12 protein-coding genes are annotated in these 18,062 nt (G+C 67.0%); 6 read left to right on the top strand and 6 right to left on the bottom strand.

Annotated features, from left to right (window positions below; genetic code table 11):
• Positions 1-257: 257 nt before the first annotated feature.
• Complete coding sequence (locus tag ACZK3J_RS08395; RefSeq protein ID WP_049461318.1) at positions 258-1,178, bottom strand: LysR family transcriptional regulator; 921 nt, start codon at positions 1,176-1,178, stop codon at positions 258-260.
• A 140-nt stretch (positions 1,179-1,318) separates the two neighbouring features.
• Here ACZK3J_RS08395 and ACZK3J_RS08390 point away from each other — a divergent pair, with 140 nt between their 5' ends.
• Complete coding sequence (locus ACZK3J_RS08390; protein WP_478476767.1) at positions 1,319-2,020, top strand: pirin family protein; 702 nt, start codon at positions 1,319-1,321, stop codon at positions 2,018-2,020.
• Positions 2,021-2,135: 115 nt separating this feature from the next.
• Here ACZK3J_RS08390 and ACZK3J_RS08385 read toward each other — a convergent pair whose 3' ends face one another.
• Positions 2,136-4,340: a TonB-dependent siderophore receptor gene (locus tag ACZK3J_RS08385; protein WP_049461315.1), complete on the bottom strand. Its 2,205-nt coding sequence runs from the start codon at positions 4,338-4,340 to the stop codon at positions 2,136-2,138.
• A gap of 147 nt (positions 4,341-4,487) precedes the next feature.
• On the bottom strand, positions 4,488-5,183 hold the full coding sequence (locus ACZK3J_RS08380; protein WP_049461313.1) for an alpha/beta hydrolase: 696 nt from the start codon (positions 5,181-5,183) through the stop codon (positions 4,488-4,490).
• Between the two features lie 184 nt (positions 5,184-5,367).
• On the opposite strand from ACZK3J_RS08380, the gene ACZK3J_RS08375 reads away from it, so the two are divergent.
• The gene (locus ACZK3J_RS08375) at positions 5,368-6,507 is read left to right on the top strand and encodes an MFS transporter (protein WP_049461323.1); all 1,140 of its coding nucleotides are present in this window, start codon (positions 5,368-5,370) and stop codon (positions 6,505-6,507) included.
• 82 nt (positions 6,508-6,589) lie between these two features.
• On the opposite strand, the gene ACZK3J_RS08370 is transcribed toward ACZK3J_RS08375, so the two are convergent.
• Positions 6,590-7,708 (bottom strand): alpha/beta fold hydrolase, encoded by a 1,119-nt coding sequence (locus ACZK3J_RS08370; RefSeq protein ID WP_049400454.1) that lies wholly within the window; start codon positions 7,706-7,708, stop codon positions 6,590-6,592.
• Positions 7,709-7,893: 185 nt separating this feature from the next.
• Between ACZK3J_RS08370 and ACZK3J_RS08365 the strand changes: the two genes are divergently transcribed.
• A complete protein-coding gene (locus tag ACZK3J_RS08365) occupies positions 7,894-9,240 on the top strand; it encodes a c-type cytochrome (protein WP_478476765.1) in 1,347 nt (448 codons plus the stop codon).
• Positions 9,237-10,163 (top strand): c-type cytochrome, encoded by a 927-nt coding sequence (locus ACZK3J_RS08360; RefSeq protein ID WP_478476764.1) that lies wholly within the window; start codon positions 9,237-9,239, stop codon positions 10,161-10,163. Before ACZK3J_RS08365 ends, ACZK3J_RS08360 begins: the two co-directional genes overlap by 4 nt.
• Before the next feature lie 12 nt (positions 10,164-10,175).
• On the opposite strand, the gene ACZK3J_RS08355 is transcribed toward ACZK3J_RS08360, so the two are convergent.
• Complete coding sequence (locus ACZK3J_RS08355; protein ID WP_478476762.1) at positions 10,176-11,705, bottom strand: OmpA family protein; 1,530 nt, start codon at positions 11,703-11,705, stop codon at positions 10,176-10,178.
• A gap of 150 nt (positions 11,706-11,855) precedes the next feature.
• Between ACZK3J_RS08355 and ACZK3J_RS08350 the strand changes: the two genes are divergently transcribed.
• On the top strand, positions 11,856-14,234 hold the full coding sequence (locus ACZK3J_RS08350) for a TonB-dependent receptor (RefSeq protein ID WP_478476760.1): 2,379 nt from the start codon (positions 11,856-11,858) through the stop codon (positions 14,232-14,234).
• Between the two features lie 8 nt (positions 14,235-14,242).
• Complete coding sequence (locus tag ACZK3J_RS08345; RefSeq protein ID WP_478476758.1) at positions 14,243-16,351, top strand: phosphocholine-specific phospholipase C; 2,109 nt, start codon at positions 14,243-14,245, stop codon at positions 16,349-16,351.
• A 114-nt stretch (positions 16,352-16,465) separates the two neighbouring features.
• Here ACZK3J_RS08345 and ACZK3J_RS08340 read toward each other — a convergent pair whose 3' ends face one another.
• Positions 16,466-18,061: an alkaline phosphatase D family protein gene (locus ACZK3J_RS08340; protein ID WP_478476757.1), complete on the bottom strand. Its 1,596-nt coding sequence runs from the start codon at positions 18,059-18,061 to the stop codon at positions 16,466-16,468.
• Between the last annotated feature and the right edge of the window lies 1 nt (position 18,062).

Here is an 18,062-nt window from a genome sequence, read left to right as displayed (position 1 = left end):
TTGCCGTGTACGCAGGACAGCGCACACGAGCAAGCGGCGACCGAGCTTACATGGGTGAGGGCGCTTTGCTTGCGAAGCATTGCTTCGCAAGCGCCCGAACGCACAGCCGCCAGCGGCTGGGCCGGGCCCCGGAGGGGGACTTGCAGCGGCCCCCGCAACCGGACCCACCCCGCCTCCCCACAGGAAACCAGCTTCTGCTGTTGCTGTTGCTGTTGCTCCAGCTCGTAGCGGGTGCAGGGCGCAGCCCTGCCGTACCCCTACCCCCTGGCCATTGACTGCCACCACTGTGACAGCAGCTCCGGCCTGCGCAGGCGCTCTCGCCACCAGCGCAGTGCGGCGCCATCCTCGCCGGTGCGCCAAGCCAGCCAGAAGGTCTCTTCCGGCTTGTGCTCCTCCACCTCGCGGATCACCAGCTGGCCACGCGCCACCGCCGCACGCGCGCAGGGCTCGGGCAGGAAACCGAAGCCCACGCCTTCGCACTGCAGCTTCAGCTTGCTGGCCATGTCCGGCACCGTCAGCATCTCCTGCCCCATCAACAGACCGACCGTGCGCGGCAGCAGCCGCCGCGCCGAATCGGAGACCGCGATCGCGCAGTGCTCGACCAGCTGCTCGCGTCCGAGCACGCCCGGCACTGCAGCCAACGGATGACCGGGGGCGACCGCGAACACGAACTCCACCGTACCCAGCGGCTCGACCACGTAACCGCCGCCGCTGGGACCCTCGCCCGGCGCACCAACCAGCAGGTCGGCACGGCGGTCCAGCAAGGCCTCCCAGGTACCGGACAGGGCCTCGCCGATCAATCGCAGCCGGGTCGGTGCCTCGGCCTCACGAAACGCGGCGATGTCCGGGCCGAGCAGCCAGGTCGGGAACACCGAATCCACCGCCAGCGTCAGTTCGGTCTCCCAGCCCGACGCCACCCGGCGCACCCGCAGTTCCAGCTCGCGGGCGGCGCGCAGCAGGTGCCGGCCTTCGTCCAGCAGCGCGCGGCCAGCCTCGGTCGGCTCGGCACGCGGGCCGACCCGGTCGAACAGCTGAACGCCCAGATCCTCCTCCAGCTTGGCCACGGTGTAGGAGATGGTCGAGGGCACCTTGTGCAGGGCCTTGCCGGCGCCGGCAAAGGAGCCGCGGCGGTCGATGGCGTCCAGGATCTGCAGGGCATCGAGACTGAGTTTGAGCATTCGAATTTTTCGATGATGGCTGTCAAAACTATCCGTTTTTCAAACCCCGGGCGCAAGCGGATACTCCTCTCCAACGGGGAAACACGCCGGCTACAAGCCCACCCCGCCCCATCGAAACCATCGAACAAGGAGATTCCATAATGCTGCAGATCCGCAAGAGCGCTACCCGTGGCCTGGCCAAGCATGGCTGGCTGTCCTCGCGCCATACCTTCTCCTTCGCCAACTACTACGACCCCCGCTACGTCAGCTTCGGCCCGCTGCGGGTGATCAACGAAGACAAGGTGATCGGCGGCCAGGGCTTCGGCACCCACAGCCACAGCAACATGGAGATCGTTTCCTATGTGCTGGGCGGCGCGCTGGAGCACAAGGACTCGATGGGCACCGGCTCGGTGCTGCGTTACGGCGACGTGCAGCGCATGAGCGCCGGCAGCGGTGTCAGCCACAGCGAGTTCAATCACTCCGCCGACGAGACCGTGCACTTCCTGCAGATCTGGATCTTCCCGGACACCGAGAACATCACGCCGTCCTACGAGGAGACCCACTTCGCCCCGGAAACCAAGCGCGGCCAGCTGCGCCTGATCGCTTCGCCGGACGGTGCCGACGGTTCGCTGCGCATCCACCAGGATGCCCGCATCTTCGCCACCATCCTCGATGGCGGCCAGAAGCTGCACCACGCCCTCGGCAACGGTCGTGGCGCCTATGTGCAGGTGGCCCGAGGCCAGCTGCAGGTCAATGGCATCACTCTGGAAGCCGGTGATGCACTGCAGGTCAGCGACGAAGCCCAGCTGACGCTGGAAAACGGCAACGATGCCGAAGTGTTGGTGTTCGACCTGCCGCTGTAACGACAACGCCCGCGATGCCGAAAAGCATCGCGGGCGTATTTGTAGAGCCGAGCCATGCTCGGCTGCGGTTTGACAGCCAGCCGAGCGCGGGCTCGGCTCTACAGCACCACCGGCGTCAGAACTTGTACGTCATCGCCAGGCGCACGTTGCGCGGCTCACCCCAGGTATAGGTGCTGTACCAGCTGAAGATCGTGTAGTAACGCTTGTCCAGCAGGTTGTTGACGTTGAGCGTGGCCGACAGGCGATCGTTGAATTCATAGCGCGCCATCGCATCCAGCAGCCAGTAGGGTTGGGTGCGATGCACCACCTTGGCCTGCGTGGCCGGGTTGGTGATCTCACCGAAAGTGGAATCCTGCCAGCGCGCGCCACCGCCCAGCGTCAGCCCCTTCCAGTCGCCGCGCAGGCGGTAGCTGGTGTGCAGGCTGAACTGGTTTTCCGGCTCCAGTGTGGTCACCTTGGCACCGGCCTGGCGGGCGATCTTGTGCGAGAACCCACCCTGCACCTGCCAGCCCTCGGCCAGCTGGCCCGACATTTCCAGCTCGTAACCCTTGGTACGCACGCCCATCAGGGCGCGATACGCATCCTGCCCGTCCGGCGTCTTGCCGCCGGTGGGCTGGGCGAAGTTGTCCTGGTCGAGCTGGAACAGCGCCGCACTGGCGTTGAAGCGCCCATCGAGGAACTCGGCCTTCAGGCCCATCTCGTAGCTGCGGCCTTCCAGCGGATCCAGTGCCTTGCCCTGCTCGTCGCGTTCGCTATGCGGTTTGAAGATGGTGCTGTAGCTGGCATACACCGAATAGTGCTCGCCAAGGTCGTAGACCACGCCGGCATACGGCACGAACACGCCGGTCTCGCGCGTGTCCGGCGAGCGGTAGCTGGCCAGGCGACTGCCCACGATCACCTTCAGTGGATCGGCCACGTCGAAACGGCCGACCACATACAGGCCGTTCTCACGCGTCACTTCGTTGTTGCTGTAGCTGCGCTGCCACTCCGGCTCGGGAATGTCGCCATTCCAGGTTCTGTAGTCCGGCACGGTATCCGGGAACCCCGCCTGCGGGCCGTAGCCGGTATTGGTCCAGCGCTTGCGCGAGGCGCTGCCACCGACCACCAGCTCATGCTCCCGCCCGAACAGGCCGAAATGACCGCTCACATAGAAGTCGGCAGCATTGCTGACGGTCTTGCCAACGTACTTGCCGAGCCACAGGCTGACGCCCTCGCCGGTCAACGGATCGGGATTGCCGGCGGCGGCGCCGGCCAGTGCGGCGTCATAGCCGTTGACCTGGTGGTTGAGTTGCAGCTTGGCCACCCAATCGTTGGCGAAGGTATGCTCGAGCGTGGCAAAACCGGTGCGCACATACTGGCGCCAGCCACTCCAGCGGGTGCCGTTGTTGAACGAACGCGGCATGTCATTGAAGTTGCCGGCACTGTCCAGCAGCGGGATGCCACCCCAGGTCGAGCCCTTCGGGTCGCTGTCCATCGCATCGCCACCCACGGTCAGCAGGGTGCGCTCGCCCAGATCGGCTTCCAGCACCGCGTAGCCCACCTTGCTGGTGCGCTGGTAGAAGTCGAGATTGGAATGCTTGTCCTGCCAGGCGCCCACCGCACGACCGCGCACGCGTCCATCGGCGGTCAACGGGCCGCCAACATCGATCTCGGCACGATAGTCATCCCAGCGGCCGACACCCAGCGTGGCACTGCCGGCGAACTCCTTGCCCGGCTTCTTGCGCACCAGGTTGATGGTCGCGCCCGGATCGCCCATGCCGGTCAGCAGGCCGGTCGCGCCCTTGAGCACTTCGATGCGGTCATAGATCGCGGTATCGCTGAGCGTGTTGCCCGCCGAATAGGCCGAGTCACGCGACATCGGGATGCCGTCGTACTGGAAGTTCTGCACGGCGAAGCCGCGCGAGTAGTACTCGGTGCGCTCGCTGTCGTAGGTCACGATGCTGATGCCGGGGGTCACCCGCATCACGTCATCGATGCCGTTCAGGCCAAAGTCGTCCATCTGAGCGCGGGTAATGACGCTGATGGTCTGTGGGGTCTGCCGCGGGGTCAGCACCAGGCGGGTGGCGGTGGCGATGGTGCCGGGCGTGTACGCGCCGCTGCCCTCGGTGATGGTGCCGAGCAGGTTGGCGGTGACCTGCACGGTCTGCAGGGTCTGCGACGCCGGGGCCTCGGCGGCCTTGTCCGGCTCGGCGGCGGACTGCGCGGCTGCGATGCCGCTGCTGGCCAGTGCGGTGATCAGCAGGTCCTGGGCAAGCGCCTGCGGCAACGCACGGCGACGCGGCAATGGGGACGGAATACGGGCATCAGGCACAGACAGCACGGCGGGACCTCCACGATCGGGTGGGATCCTCTGGCGGCGGCTGGAGGGAAGACGGGGACGCGGCCGGATGGCCGCAGGCGCAGGAGTGTACTCCCCTGCGCCCCGGCTGTCGTGCGGTGTGCTGTGGTGCGGCGCGCTGCCGCAGGCTCAGCCGCCGATGGCGGCGCAGGCCTCCAGGATCAGTGCGGTCACGTCCTTCGGCTGCGAGGCCAGCGAGGCATGGCTGGCATCCAGCTCCAGCAGTCGCTTGGGCTGCATGCGCGTGGCCATGGCCCTCTGGTTTTCCGGCGCGATCATGCGGTCGTGGCGGGACAGCTGGTACCAGCTCGGCTTGTGCTTCCACGCCGGGTCGCTGATCACATCGCCGAATGTGCTGGCCAGCGGCGCCTTCTGGGTCACCGCCATCACCCGGCCCTCGTCGTCGCTCAGGTCCTGGCAGAAGCTTTCATGGAACTTGTCGGCGCGCAGCCACAGGTAACCATCACTGTCCGGCGCCAGGTTCGGTGCCGCTTCCGGCAGGTGCTGCTGGGTGATGCCACCGGGGCTCTCGCCGGCATCAGGCGCGAAAGCGGCGATGTAGACCAGGCCCTTCACGTTGTCCTCGTTGCCGGCCTGGCTGATCACCGCGCCGCCATAGGAGTGGCCGACCAGCAGCACCGGCCCGTCGATCTGCCGGATCATTTTCCGGGTGCGGCCGGCATCGTCGGCCAGCGAGGTGAGTGGCAGTTCCACCGCCTGCACGCGGTCATGGCCGTTGCGATGCAGCTCCAGGATCACTTTGGCCCAGTGTGCGGCCCCACCCCAGAAACCATGGACGAGGAGGATGGTCGGTGTCGTGCTCATGTACGGATCTCCGGCAGCGGCCGGCGGAATGCCGACCGTGTCGCCACTGTCCGTGGGCGACGTTAATCGCCAGTGACGCGATCGGGTCACTGCAATCGTATGCGTCGCCCGATGTCACGCATGGCACTTGCCGAGCCGTCCTGAAAACGTTTTCATGAACACCCCCTGGAGCTTCGCACCGCGCATGACGCCCTCATCCCCACGTGCCCAGCAGCACGCCACCCGTGCCGCCTTCTTCATCCCTGGATTCGCCACCGCCGCCTGGGCGCCGATGGTGCCCTACGCCAAGGCCAAGGCCGGGCTGTCCGACGCCAGCCTCGGCGCCGTGCTGCTGTGCCTCGGGCTCGGCTCACTGCTGGCGATGCCACTGGCAGGTGCGCTGACCGGGCGGCTGGGATGCCGCCGGGTGATGGTGATCACCTGCGCGATGATGCTGTGCGCCCTGCCCTTGCTGGTGCTGGCGCCCTCTCCGGTAGCGCTGGGCGCGGCCCTGTTCGTGTTCGGCGCCGGCGTCGGTGCACTGGATTGTGCGATGAACATGCAGGCGGTCGCGGTCGAGCGCGACGCCGGGCGCGCGATGATGTCCGGATTCCATGCCTTCTACAGCATCGGCGGCTTCGTCGGCGCCGGCTGCATGACCGGCATGCTGATCCTGGGTACGCCACTGTGGCTGGCCGCGCTGGTGTCCGTGGCCGCTCTGCTGCTGGTGGCAGTGCTGTCGGCACCGCACTGGCGCCCACAACGGATCCTGCATGAAGGCCCCCTGCTGGCACTGCCGCATGGCGTGGTGCTGTTCATCGGCGTGCTGGCCTTCGTGGTGTTCCTCGCCGAGGGCTCGATGCTGGACTGGAGCGCGGTGTTCCTCGCCGAAGTGCGGCAGGTGCCACGTGACCAGGCCGGTGCCGGCTTCGCACTGTTCACCCTGGCGATGACCGCGATGCGCCTGTTCGGCGACGGCATCGTCGAGCGCCTCGGCCGGACCCGCACCCTGGTCTTCGGCGGCATCACCGCTGCTGCGGGTTTCACCCTGGCGACGCTGGTGCCATCGTTCCCGGTGGCGCTGGCCGGCTACGTACTGGTCGGGCTGGGCTGCGCCAACATCGTGCCGGCGCTGTTCTCGATGGCGGGCCAACAGCGGGTGATGCCGGAGAGCATCGCCATCACCGCGGTCACCACGCTGGGCTACGCCGGAATCCTCGCCGGACCGGCAGCGATCGGCGCACTCGCACACGCTACCAGCCTCGGCTTCGCCTTCCTGTGCGTGGCCGCGCTGCTGCTCGGCGTCGCCGCGTCGGCGCGCTCACTGGCAAGACGGGTGGCCTGACAGAAAAAAGGGGACGGAGGGGATTAAGTCGTTTCTGGCCCAGCTGTGCGGGAAACGACTTAATCCCCTCCGTCCCCTTTTCTCAGCTGCGTGTCAGCCACTCGGCCTGGGCCGGCAGCTGTGGCGCCGGGCACGCGCTCTGCGGATGGTGCTCGTCGCGCGCCATCCAGTCATCGACCACCCCGGCCAGCAGGTCCAGCCGCAACGGCAGGGTGATGTGGTCCTCGCCGCGCATCTCGATGTAGTGCGCGCGCGGATTGGCCTGTGCCAGTTCGCGGCCCTGGCTGACCGGAATGTGCTGGTCGCCCTGGCCGTGCAGCAGCAGTACGCAGGCGCGGGTATCGGCCAGCGCGCGCGCTACATCCACGCGGTCCAGATCGACGTCGATGCGGCGGCTGGCGGCGGCGATCACCTGATTGATGTCCTGACCGCCGTAGCGCCAGCGCGCGTACGACGCCACCGCCTGCGCCTTCAGGCCTTCCGGCTGCAGTCCCATCAGGTGCGGAATCATCGTGCGGATCGCCACACCGGCATTGGCGAACGATTCCATCGCCACCACGCCTTCCACCTGGTCGCCCAGCTTGTCGGCGGTGAACACCGCTGTGGCGGCGCCATAGGACACGCCGAACAGGTACAGCGGGCCGGTTACTTCACCACGTGCGCGCAGCTCACCGATTACATCGACCACATCGTCGGATTCATAAGTGCCGTATCCGGACGGACCTGCACCGGACTGTCCATGGTTGCGCAGGTCGAGCGTGATCACGCGGTAGCCGGATTCGGCCAGCTGCAACGACCACGGCAGCATCGAATCACCGTTCATCATCCAGCCGTGCAGCAGCACTACGGTGCCGCGCGGTGCCTGCGCACGGAACGGCTGCGGCACCGCCAGGCTCAGGCCGGTATCCAGCGGCAGGCCGTTCTCGTGGCGCTGCGGCAGGTAGTGGTAACGCGCGCCGTAATCGCCCGGATCGAACACACGCCAGAAGATCGGCACGCCATCGCGGCCCGGCGCGAAGCCATGGCGGTTGGGCAGTTCGGCGATGGCCGCGGCAATACGCGGGCGATCGAGCAGGGTCGATACGCCACCTGGCGCGATCAGCCTGTCGGCGAGCGAGGTGGACGAGGCATTGATCGAAGAGGAGCATGCAGCCAGCCACAGGCCGGCGCACGCCAGCAACAGCAGCAGCAGGCGCTTCATATCACGTCATTGGGGTGAATCAGACAGGCTGGGACGTTAACGCCCCGATAGACCGGTCATCTATCGCGCGCGGATGACGGCTTGATGACAACGCAGGAACGATTCAGCTTGGTGTACAAGCTGTATCCGTTCAGTCATTGATCCGGATCAATGAACGCGCGCGCGGGATTGCCCACAGTGCCGCCATGCGCACCTCGCTCAAGCTCGCCATTGCCCTGGCCGCCACGTTTGCCGCCGCCTACGGCATCGCCCGCACCACGCCCTACTGGTTCGCACCGCGACAGACGGCGCAGGTCGACATCCACGATCCGACGCTGATCGCGCAGGGACAGTACCTGTCGCGCGCCGCCGACTGCGCCGCCTGCCACACTGCGCCGGGCGGCAAGCCGTTCGCCGGTGGCCTCGGCATGCAGACGCCGATGGGCACGATCTACTCGACCAACATCACGCCCGATCCGGACACCGGCATTGGCGCCTACGACTACGCCGACTTCGAGCGCGCGGTCCGTCGCGGCATCCGTCACGATGGGCAGCCGTTGTATCCGGCAATGCCGTATGCCTCATACGTGATCGCCAGCGATGCCGAGATCAAGGCGCTGTACGCCTACTTCATGGGCTCGGTGCAGCCGGTGAAGCAGGGCAACGCCGACAGCACGATCCCTTGGCCGGCCAACATGCGCTGGCCACTGGCCTGGTGGCAGCTGCTGTTCGCACGCCCGCGTACGTTCAACCCGGATCCGTCGCTGGATGCCAGCCAGCAGCGCGGCGCCGAACTGGTGGAAGGCCTGGCCCACTGCGGCGCCTGCCACACGCCACGCGGCCTGGCGTTCCAGGAAAAGGCGATGGCCGATGATGGCAGCCGCCAGTTCCTGTCCGGCTCGGTGCTGGAAGGCTGGTATGCGAAGAACCTGCGCAATGAATCAACCGGTCTGGCCAGCTGGAACGAGGGCGAGATCGTCGACTTCCTGCGCACCGGACGCACCGATCGCTCCGCGGCCTTCGGCGGCATGGCCGACGTGGTCGAGCACAGCACGCAGTACCTGTCCGACGCCGACCTGCTGGCGATGGCCCGCTACCTGAAACAGCTGCCGGCACGCGAGGGCCGCAACGCACAGTGGTCACCGGGTACCGACACCACCACCGCCGCACTGCGCAGTGGCGACTATCGCGTGGCCGGCTCGCTGGCCTATGCCGAGCATTGCCAGGCCTGCCATCGCGCCGAAGGCCGCGGCATGCCACGGGTCTACCCGGCGCTGGCCGGCAACTCGATCGTGTTCGCCGATGATCCCAGCTCGCTGGTACAGGTAACCCTGATCGGCGGCCGCACGCCGCATACCCCGCACGACCGCATGGCCTTCACCATGCCCGGTTTCGAGCAGCTGCCGAATGCACAGCTGGCACAGATCCTGACCTTCATCCGCAGCAGCTGGGGCAACCAGGCCAGCGCGGTGAGCGAGGTCGACGTGGCGCGCATGCGCCGGGTGGTGCGTGACAAGCCGGTGCACTACGTTCCGCAGGAGGCCGCACGATGAAACGTTCGCGCAAACGCTCCCGCCTGCTGGTCGGCAGCGTGGTCACCCTCGTGCTGCTGGCCGGCGCCGGCACCCTCGCCTATCGCCATCTGTACCCGGACCTGGATGCTGCCGTAGCCAGCACGATCGATATCCTCGATGCGCAGGGCAAGGTGGTCGGCCGCTACCACGCACCCAGCGCCGAAGAGATCGCCGGGCTCGGCAATGCCGAATCGGTGATGCTTGGCCGCCGCCTCCTCAACGAGACCGCACGGCTGCTGCCGGACAACGTCGGCAACGATCTGAACTGCAATTCGTGCCACATGGCCGAGGGCAAGCGACCGTTCGGCAACCACTATTTCAACACCGGCGGCGGCGCCTATCCGCGTTACATGCCGCGCCCGGGCAAGGTGATCGGGCTGACCGAGCGCATCAATGGCTGCCTGCAGCGCTCAATGAACGGCAAGCCGCTACCGAAGGACTCACCGCAGATGCGCGCCATGCTCGATTACATGGCGTGGCTGAGCAGTCCAGTGCCAGACGGTGCAAAGGTGGCCGCCCCCAGCGAGGGCCCCATCGACAGCACGCTGACCCCGGACCCGATCCGTGGCCAGGCGCTGTACGCCGTGCAGTGTGCCGCCTGCCATGGCGACAACGGCGAAGGCCGGCGCGACGCCAGCGGTGATATCGCCTTCCCGCCGCTGTGGGGCGACCACAGCTTCAACATCGGCGCCGGCATGGCGCGCCTGTACAAGGCGGCCGGTTTCGTCAAGCACAACATGCCGCCGGCGGTGACCCGCGAGCCACCACTGGGCCAGCAGGTGATGCCCGACCAGGATGCGGTGGACATCGCCAGCTACTTCATCAACCAGCCGCGGCCGGACTTCGCCAACAAGAGCAAGGACTGGCCGCGCGACCCGAAACCCAAGGACGCGCGGTACTGAGGAGGGCGTGGTTCAGCGCTTGACCAGCTCGACCCGGCGATTTCGCGCTTTGCCTTGCTCGCTGCCATTGTCGGCCACCGGCCTGTCGGCGCCGAAGCCGGCCGCCTGCAGGCGGTCGGCGGCGATGCCCTTGGCGGTCAACGCCGCCACCACCGACCGCGCACGATCCTCGGACAAGCTGCGGTTGTGCGCGGCCGCGCCACTGTTGTCGGTGTGGCCTTCAATCGACAGTTTCAGCGACGGGTCGGCACGCAACAGGTCCAGCACCTGCGCCAGTTGCGGTTCGGACGTCGGCAGGATCTGCGCCTTGTCGGTGGCGAAGTTGACCTGGATCGCCACGCGGCCGTCGCTGTCCAGCTTCTTCTTCAACGCATCGGCCGGCAGCAGCGCCGCGGTCTGGGTGAAACCCTTGCGCTCGACCACGACCCAGCCTGCGCTGAGGTATTCGAGGCGAGCATGCACCCACACCTGGCGGCCATCAGCCAGATCGACGCGATAGACCACGGTGTCGTAGTTGTCCCAGCTGTAGCTGGCCGCGTTGCCGTAGGACGACTGCACCTGCTTCGACACGCCCTCGGCCGCCTCGTGCGGGATGCGCCCCTCGAACACCTTGGTGCCGTTGACCTGGGCCATCATCGCCTCAAGGTTGCGGCGTACTTCATGCATCGAGTATTCGCGCTCGCCCTTGTCGAAATCGGCAGCGAAGGTGCGGCCCTCGACCGGTTCGAAGTGATCTCCGGTCCAGAACGGGAAGGCATCGAAATCACGCTGCTCGGGCGTGTTGCGCTCACGATAGCCGGCCGGCAGGGACAGGTGCGGGAAACTGTCCGACCACTGCGCGGTGGCCTTGAACGGCACGTCATCCACGACCACCAGACCGGCGCCGTTGCTGTCCACTGCCAGCTGCACCCACACGGTGCGGTTGACCTGGCGCAGTACGTAGACGGTGGTGGGTGCGTCCTGTTCACCGTTCACCGCATCGATGAAGCCACCCCCGATCTCGCCTTCCAGTTGCGGGCCGTAGTAGATGTCGCGCAGCAGCGTGCCTTCAAAGACCTTGCGGCCGCCGGCGGCGGTGATCACGCCGTCGAAGTTGCGCTGCACTTCCAGCGCGGAGAACGCCTTGTCGGGGGCCGCATCACTGTCGGTCACGATGCGTGCCGACCAGCTCGGACCTTCCGCCCAATGCACACCCTCGCCCATCCGGAACGGGAAGCGCGCCCAGGTGCGCGGGTGCGGGGCGTTCTGCGGCGCGTAGCCCTGCGGCAGGCTGAAGAACGGCAGCTCACCCAGCGTGGTGTCGCTCAGCGGCACGCTGCCGGTGTCGAAAGGCACCAGCGGCACCGGCTTGCCATCGCGGTCGGTGAGTGCGATGCCGTCGGCGGCGGCCGTTGAACCCGCTGGGGCGGCGGCCGGTGCTGCGGCCTCGTCCGCCGTGGCTGGCGCAGGCGGCGCCACCTCTCCATCCGAGGGCGTCCGGTTGCACCCTGCCAGCAGCACCAGGGCTGCACCTCCCAGCCAGATCTTCGATCGCTTCTGCATCGCCACCACCTCAGGTCCATTGAAGCGCCGAGCATACCCGAAGGCCGTGACCGCCCCCACAGTGCCATCGTTCCTGCGCTGCCACGTCATCCCGATGTCATTGGCGCTGCCGACACTCCGGGGTTTCCTCCCTCTGAAGGTCCGGTTTCGATGCGAACGATTGCGCGTTTTCCCCGTGTCTCGCTGCTGGCCCTGCTGATCGCCCCCGCCCTGGACGCCCTCGCAGAAGCACCGCAGGGCGATACGGGCGAAGCGCGCAGCAGCGATGCGCGTACCCTCGACCAGGTACAGGTGATTGGTCAGGCCACCAGCTACGCGAAGACTTCGGTGCGCGCGGAAACACTGAACCGGCAGACGGTGATGAGCAGCGTCAACGACGCGCTCAACGAAGTGCCCGGCGTGGTGGTCAGCGAGGCCGATGCCACCGGTTCGTCGGTGTGGGGCACGCAGATCAGCATGCGCGGCTTCGTCACCAACCGTGACACCCAGCAGATCGGGACCACCATCGACGGCCTGCCCAATGGCGGCTCGGGCTACGGTGGCGGTTCGCTGGCCAACCGCTACATCGATACCCTGGACCTGGAAACAGTGGAAGTCAGCCAGGGCACCGCCGATATCTCCTCGCGCTCGAACGAAGCCCTCGGCGGCACCCTGAACTTCCTTACCAGCGATCCGCTGCAGGACAACCGCCTGCGTTTCGTGGTCGGTGCCGGTGACAACGAAGCGCGCAAGTACTACGTGCGCTACGACACCGGCCTGCTCGGCGGCCATACCCGCGCCTGGGTCAGCGCTTCTTCCGCACGTGTGCACGACTGGATCGATGGCAGCGGCAAGACCAGCAATGACCACATCGCCGGCAAGTTCATCACCGAGCTGGATCGCTGGACGCTGACCGGCTACCTGTCCTACAACGATGCCGACGAGCCGGAGTACACCAGCGTCTCGCCGAAGGGCTTCGCCACCAATCCGGACCGCGACAACCTGGTCGGCACCCTCACCGGCATTCCGTACCTGGACCAGAACTACCGTTCCGGCTCGCGTGCGCTGCGCGAGAACACCTTCGGCTACCTGCGCGCGGCCTTCGACGGCGGCAACGGCTTCAAGGCCTCGGTGGCGGCTTACGGGCACCGCATGGAAGGTCGTGGCGACTGGCTGCCCCCCTACCTGGCGCAGGTCAGCGATGATGGTGCCGGTCGCCCGGAGTCGGAGTACATCGGTGGAAAGACCGTGTACGGCGGCAGTAACCGCGGCCAGATATTCTTCGTCAATCCCGATGGCAGCGCCGCGCAGCGCCTGGCCAGCTGCAGCCCACGGCTGGGCTTCACTGCCGAGTACGATCCGAACTGCTACGCGGGCAACGTGCTGGGCGCGCAGTCCTACCGCCACACCCACTACGACAACGACCGCATGGGCGTGACCGCCGACGTCGAATGGCGGCAGACCTTCGGTGCCGTCGACAACACGATCCGCGGCGGCCTGTGGGTGGAGAAGCTGGACCGTTCTGCCCGCCGCGACTGGCACCGCCTGCTCAACGTCGGCCAGGACATCGCCTTCGATCACCAGCCGTACTGGGTGCAGTTCGAAGACAAGTACAAGGTTGACGAGCAGATGTACTACGTCGAGGACGTGGCCCGCTTCGGGCCGTTCAGCGCACGCCTGGGCGTGAAGCAGTTCTTCGTCGACCAGTCGCGCCGCCGCGTGATCGGTGCCAGCGAGCACGTCAAATCCGATTCCAAGTCCGATCCGCTGCTGTCCACCGGCTTCACCTGGGCGCCCGGTGTGGAAGGCATGGAGCTGTTCGCTGGCTTCTCGCAGAACTTCGCCGCCATTCCCTCCGGCGTGCTCGGCGAGACCGACCCGCAGCGCTTCCGCAACGTCGAGCCGGAGACCGCCGACAACATCGAAGTCGGCATGCGCATCAGCCGCTGGCCGCTGACCGCGTCGGTCACCCTGTACAACATCAAGTTCGACAACCGCATCGTCTATCTGCCGGCCGGTTTCGTCAGCGGCATCGACTACCTGGGCGAGACCGACGGTGTCTACGAGAACTTCGGTGGCGTGGAAAGCAACGGCCTGGAGGCGGCGTTCGGCTACGGCTGGGACAATGGCTGGCGCCTCAACGCCGCCTATACCTACAACCGCTCCAAGTACCTGGGCAGTGGCGATGCCGCACGTGATACCCAGCTGGGCATCGTCGACGGTGCCAAGGTGATCGGCCAGCCCGAACAGACCCTGGTGCTGTCGGCCGACTGGCAGGGCGAAAACTGGAACTTCGGCCTGTCCGGTCGCTACCTCGGCACGCGCTACCTCGATGCCGCCAACGTCAACAAGCTGCCCTCGGCCACCGTGTTCAACGCCAATATCGGCTTCGACCTGCAGGGCCTGTCGCCGCGCCTGAAGGGTATGGGTGCCAACCTGGTGGTGAGCAACCTCACCGACAAGCGGTATCTTGCAGGGGTGGACGGCCGCGACAACGCCTTCATCGGCGCCCCGCGCACTGTCGGCATCTCCTTCCGTGTGGACCTGTGAGTGAGCCCGTGACTGATATCGGCCGACGCCGGTTGTTGCAGGCCGGCGTTGCCGCCGGCCTTTCCCCGCTGCTGCCCAGCATCGCCCGGGCCGCAGCGATCGCCCCCGCCGCGCAGACGCGCAGCCTCGAAGACCTGCAGCACATCGTGGTGTTCATGCAGGAAAACCGCTCGTTCGACCACTACTTCGGCACGCTGCCGGGCGTACGTGGCTTCGGCGACCGCTTCGTGGCCCCGGCCGCTGCGCTGCAGGCCGGCGGCCGCACGCGCAGCCTGTGGCTGCAACCCGATGCCAGCGGCACGCGCGCGATCGCACCGTTCCCGCTGGATACCGCTGCGCACTTCGGCTACATGCGGGTGGAGGGCACACCGCACACCTGGCCGGATGCACAACAGGCCTGGGACCATGGACGCATGGGGCAATGGCCGAAGGCCAAGCAGAACCATTCGATGGGCTATTTCCAGCGCAGCGACCTGCCCTTCCAGTTCGCGCTGGCCGATGCCTTCACCATCTGCGACGCCTACCACTGCGCGATGCAGGCCGGAACCAACCCGAACCGGGTGTTCCTGTGGACCGGTCACAATGATGCACACGCGCGTGCTGGCGGTCCGGTGATCGCCAACTCGCACGACAACTTCCCCGAGCACGGCGGGCATCCGGCGTCGTATCGCTGGACCAGCTATGTCGAACGCCTGCAGAAGGCGGGCGTCTCCTGGCAGATCTACCAGGACATGGCCGACAACTTCACCGACAACCCGCTGGCCGGTTTCGAGGCGTTCCGCCAGGCCTACCGCGCTGCGCCGGGGCATGACCCGCAGCTGCGCGCACGTGGCGTCAGCACCCGTGGCCTGACGCAGCTGCGCCAGGACGTGGTCGATGGGCGTCTGCCGCAGGTCAGCTTCATCATCGCCGACGCGGCCGGCAGCGAGCATCCCGGCCCCTCCAGCCCGGCCCAGGGCGCGGCCTATACCGCACGCGTGCTGGATGCACTGACCACCGATCCGGAGGTGTGGAGCCGCACCGCCCTGCTGCTGATGTTCGACGAGAACGACGGCTTCTTCGACCACATGCCGCCACCGGCACCGCCTTCACCGATAAACGGTGGCTGGGCGGGTATGTCTTCGGTCAGTACCGAAGGCGAGTACCACCGCCATCCGGCACCGGGCGACGAGAAGTACGACGCCGCCGAGCTGCGCGGCCGCCCCTATGGGCTGGGTCCGCGCGTGCCGCTGTACGTGATTTCGCCATGGAGCCGCGGTGGCTGGGTCGATTCGCAGGTGTACGACCACACCTCGGTCATACGGCTGATCGAACGCCGCTTCGGCGTGGCCGCACCGGATATCTCACCCTGGCGCCGTGCGGTCTGCGGAGACCTGAGCAACGCCTTCGACTTCGCCCAGCGCGATACCCGCCCGTTCATACACGGCCTGCCCGATGTGAGCGCGGTGGCCGCACGTGCCGCCGCCCTGCCGGGACGCACCGTGCCGGCGTTGCCGGAGGGGCTGGAGCCGGCGCAACAGGAACGTGGCGTACGCCCGGCACGCGCCCTGCCCTACCGGCCGCAGGCATCGATTGCTGCGATCGACGCATCGGGCCTGGATCTGACGTTGTCCTGCGAAGGTGCAGCGGCGGTGCTGCATGTGTACGACCGACTGCGGCTGGGTGCGGTGCCACGCCGCTATACGCTGGTACCGGGCACGCCGCTGCGCGAACGCTGGGCGCTGGATGCACAGGGGCGTTACGACCTGTGGCTGCTTGGCCCGAACGGCTTCCACCGTCACTTCCAGGGTGCTGCCAAAGGGCCCATCGTGCAGGCGTCGGTCGAGCGCGCCGACGGCCAGCTGCGGCTGCACTTGCGCAATCTCAGCGATACCGCACAGCAGCTGCGCGTGCATGCCGGTGCCTATGCCGGGCACATGCCCGAGCAGACGCTGGCACTGCCGGCGCATGCAGAGACTTCGTTGGCGTGGGATGCAACGCCTACCGCCGGCTGGTATGACCTGCAGGTCGGCGCGGGTGAGAGCATGCTGCGTCTGGCCGGGCGTGCCGAGGATGGTCGCCCTGGCACCAGCGACCCGGCGATGGGCAGCGAACCACTGCGCTTCGAGCACGATTGAGCCGCTCCGCCCTTGTAGAGTCGAGCCATGCTCGACTGCTTTTTCCGGTCAATGATCGAAGAACGATCGAAAAACAGTCGAGCATGGCTCGACTCTACAAGGGGGCGTGCCTGATCAGGCCTCCTGCAGCCCCGGGCGGCCGTGCTCGACCGCGTAGCGCTTCCAGCTCCGCAGCGCACCATTCGGCTGCATCACGGCATCCAGCGTCTTCATGTCGCCGATCCATGCATCACGGGCGACATCGCACAGCACATAGCCACGCTTGTCGGTGGTCGCCTTCAGATAAGGGCTGTGCGCGAGCTGATTCCTTGCGTACGCATCCACGCCCTGGCCGTCGGAGCCGGACGTGATCGAAGTGGCGAGGAACTCACTGGAGACCACGCCCGAATCACGATGGTCCTGCACCAGGTCGCTGGCGTAATGCCGGTGCGCGTCGCCACACGCCGTCACCACGTTGCCGAAGCCCACCTTCTGGATGTGGTCGAGCAGGCGCCGGCGGCTGTCCAGATAACCCGACCACTGGTCATCGGACGACTGCACCACGCCGTCCTTCTCGCGCATGTAGTTGCCCAGTGCCACCTGGTGGGCGATGGTGTGCCAGCGCGGCGCGGCATCGGCCAGGCCGTCGAACAGCCAGCGCTCCTGCTTCGCCCCCACAATGCTGCGCTCCGGCGATTCCACCTCCTCACGCAGCGCCATGTTCACCTGCTTGCTGCGGTACTGGCGGGTGTCGAGCAGGTGCAGGTCCATCAGCGTGCCGTAGCGTGCACGCCGGTACATCTGCATGTGGCCATCGCGCGGGAATGCCGATCGGCGCAGTGGCATGTTCTCGTAGTAGGCCTGGAACGCCTGTGCGCGGCGCAGCAGGAACACTTCGCTGGGCGTATCGTCCTGGTCTTCGGCGCCGGCCCAGTTGTTGTCCACTTCGTGGTCATCGAAGGTGACGAACCACGGCGCCGACGCATGCGCGGCCTGCAGGTCGGCATCGCTCTTGTACTGGGCGTAGCGGCGACGGTAGTCGTCCAGCGTGTAGGTCTGCGGCCCGACATGATTGCGCAGGTTGGTGAACGGCTGGCCGTTCATTTTCCGCAGGCCCGGCTGGCTTTCGCCTTCGTAGATGTAATCACCGTAGTGGAAAACGAAATCCAGCGATTCCTCGGCAATGCGCCGCCACGCGGTGTAGTGGCCTTCTTCGTAGTGCTGGCAACCGGCCACCGCAAAGCGCACGCGATCCACTGCGGCCGTGGCTGCGGGCAGCGTGCGGGTGCAGCCGACCGCACTGGCGTGGCCGCCTACGGTGAAGCGGTACCAGTAAGGCCGTGCGGGCGCCAACCCACCCAGCTCTACGTGCACAGCGTGGCCAAGTTCGGGATGCGCCATCGCCGAACCCTGGCGTACCACCTTGCGCATGCCCTCGTCCGCCGCCAGCTGCCATTCGACCACCATCGGCCGGGTCGGCATGCCACCGCCGAACACCAGCGGCTCGGTCGCCAGCCGTGTCCACAGCACCATGCCATCGGCCGAAGGATCACCCGAGGCCACGCCCAGGGTGAACGGCGTGCTGGCGAACCGCGGCGACGCCAGCAGGTTGCGCGGGTTCAGCGCGGCGGCATCGGTCTGTGCGGCCAGCGCGTGCGCCGTGCCCATCCACGCGCCGGCAGCAGACAGGCCGGCCAGGGCCAGGAATCGCCTGCGATTGATCGTATCCACG

The organism is Stenotrophomonas sp. 86428_Sma, assembly GCF_056481585.1.
The sequence above is the reverse complement of the archived record's forward strand: the minus strand, read 5'-3'. Positions and strand labels throughout refer to the sequence as shown.

Excerpts from the sequence above, each read along its gene's own strand:
- ACZK3J_RS08395 (WP_049461318.1), bottom strand. The coding sequence starts at position 1,178 with ATGCTCAAACTCAGTCTCGATGCCCTGCAGATCCTGGACGCCATCGAC.
- ACZK3J_RS08390 (WP_478476767.1), top strand. The coding sequence starts at position 1,319 with ATGCTGCAGATCCGCAAGAGCGCTACCCGTGGCCTGGCCAAGCATGGC.
- ACZK3J_RS08380 (WP_049461313.1), bottom strand. The coding sequence starts at position 5,183 with ATGAGCACGACACCGACCATCCTCCTCGTCCATGGTTTCTGGGGTGGG.
- ACZK3J_RS08375 (WP_049461323.1), top strand. The coding sequence starts at position 5,368 with ATGACGCCCTCATCCCCACGTGCCCAGCAGCACGCCACCCGTGCCGCC.
- ACZK3J_RS08370 (WP_049400454.1), bottom strand. The coding sequence starts at position 7,708 with ATGAAGCGCCTGCTGCTGCTGTTGCTGGCGTGCGCCGGCCTGTGGCTG.
- ACZK3J_RS08365 (WP_478476765.1), top strand. The coding sequence starts at position 7,894 with ATGCGCACCTCGCTCAAGCTCGCCATTGCCCTGGCCGCCACGTTTGCC.
- ACZK3J_RS08360 (WP_478476764.1), top strand. The coding sequence starts at position 9,237 with ATGAAACGTTCGCGCAAACGCTCCCGCCTGCTGGTCGGCAGCGTGGTC.
- ACZK3J_RS08355 (WP_478476762.1), bottom strand. The coding sequence starts at position 11,705 with ATGCAGAAGCGATCGAAGATCTGGCTGGGAGGTGCAGCCCTGGTGCTG.
- ACZK3J_RS08350 (WP_478476760.1), top strand. The coding sequence starts at position 11,856 with ATGCGAACGATTGCGCGTTTTCCCCGTGTCTCGCTGCTGGCCCTGCTG.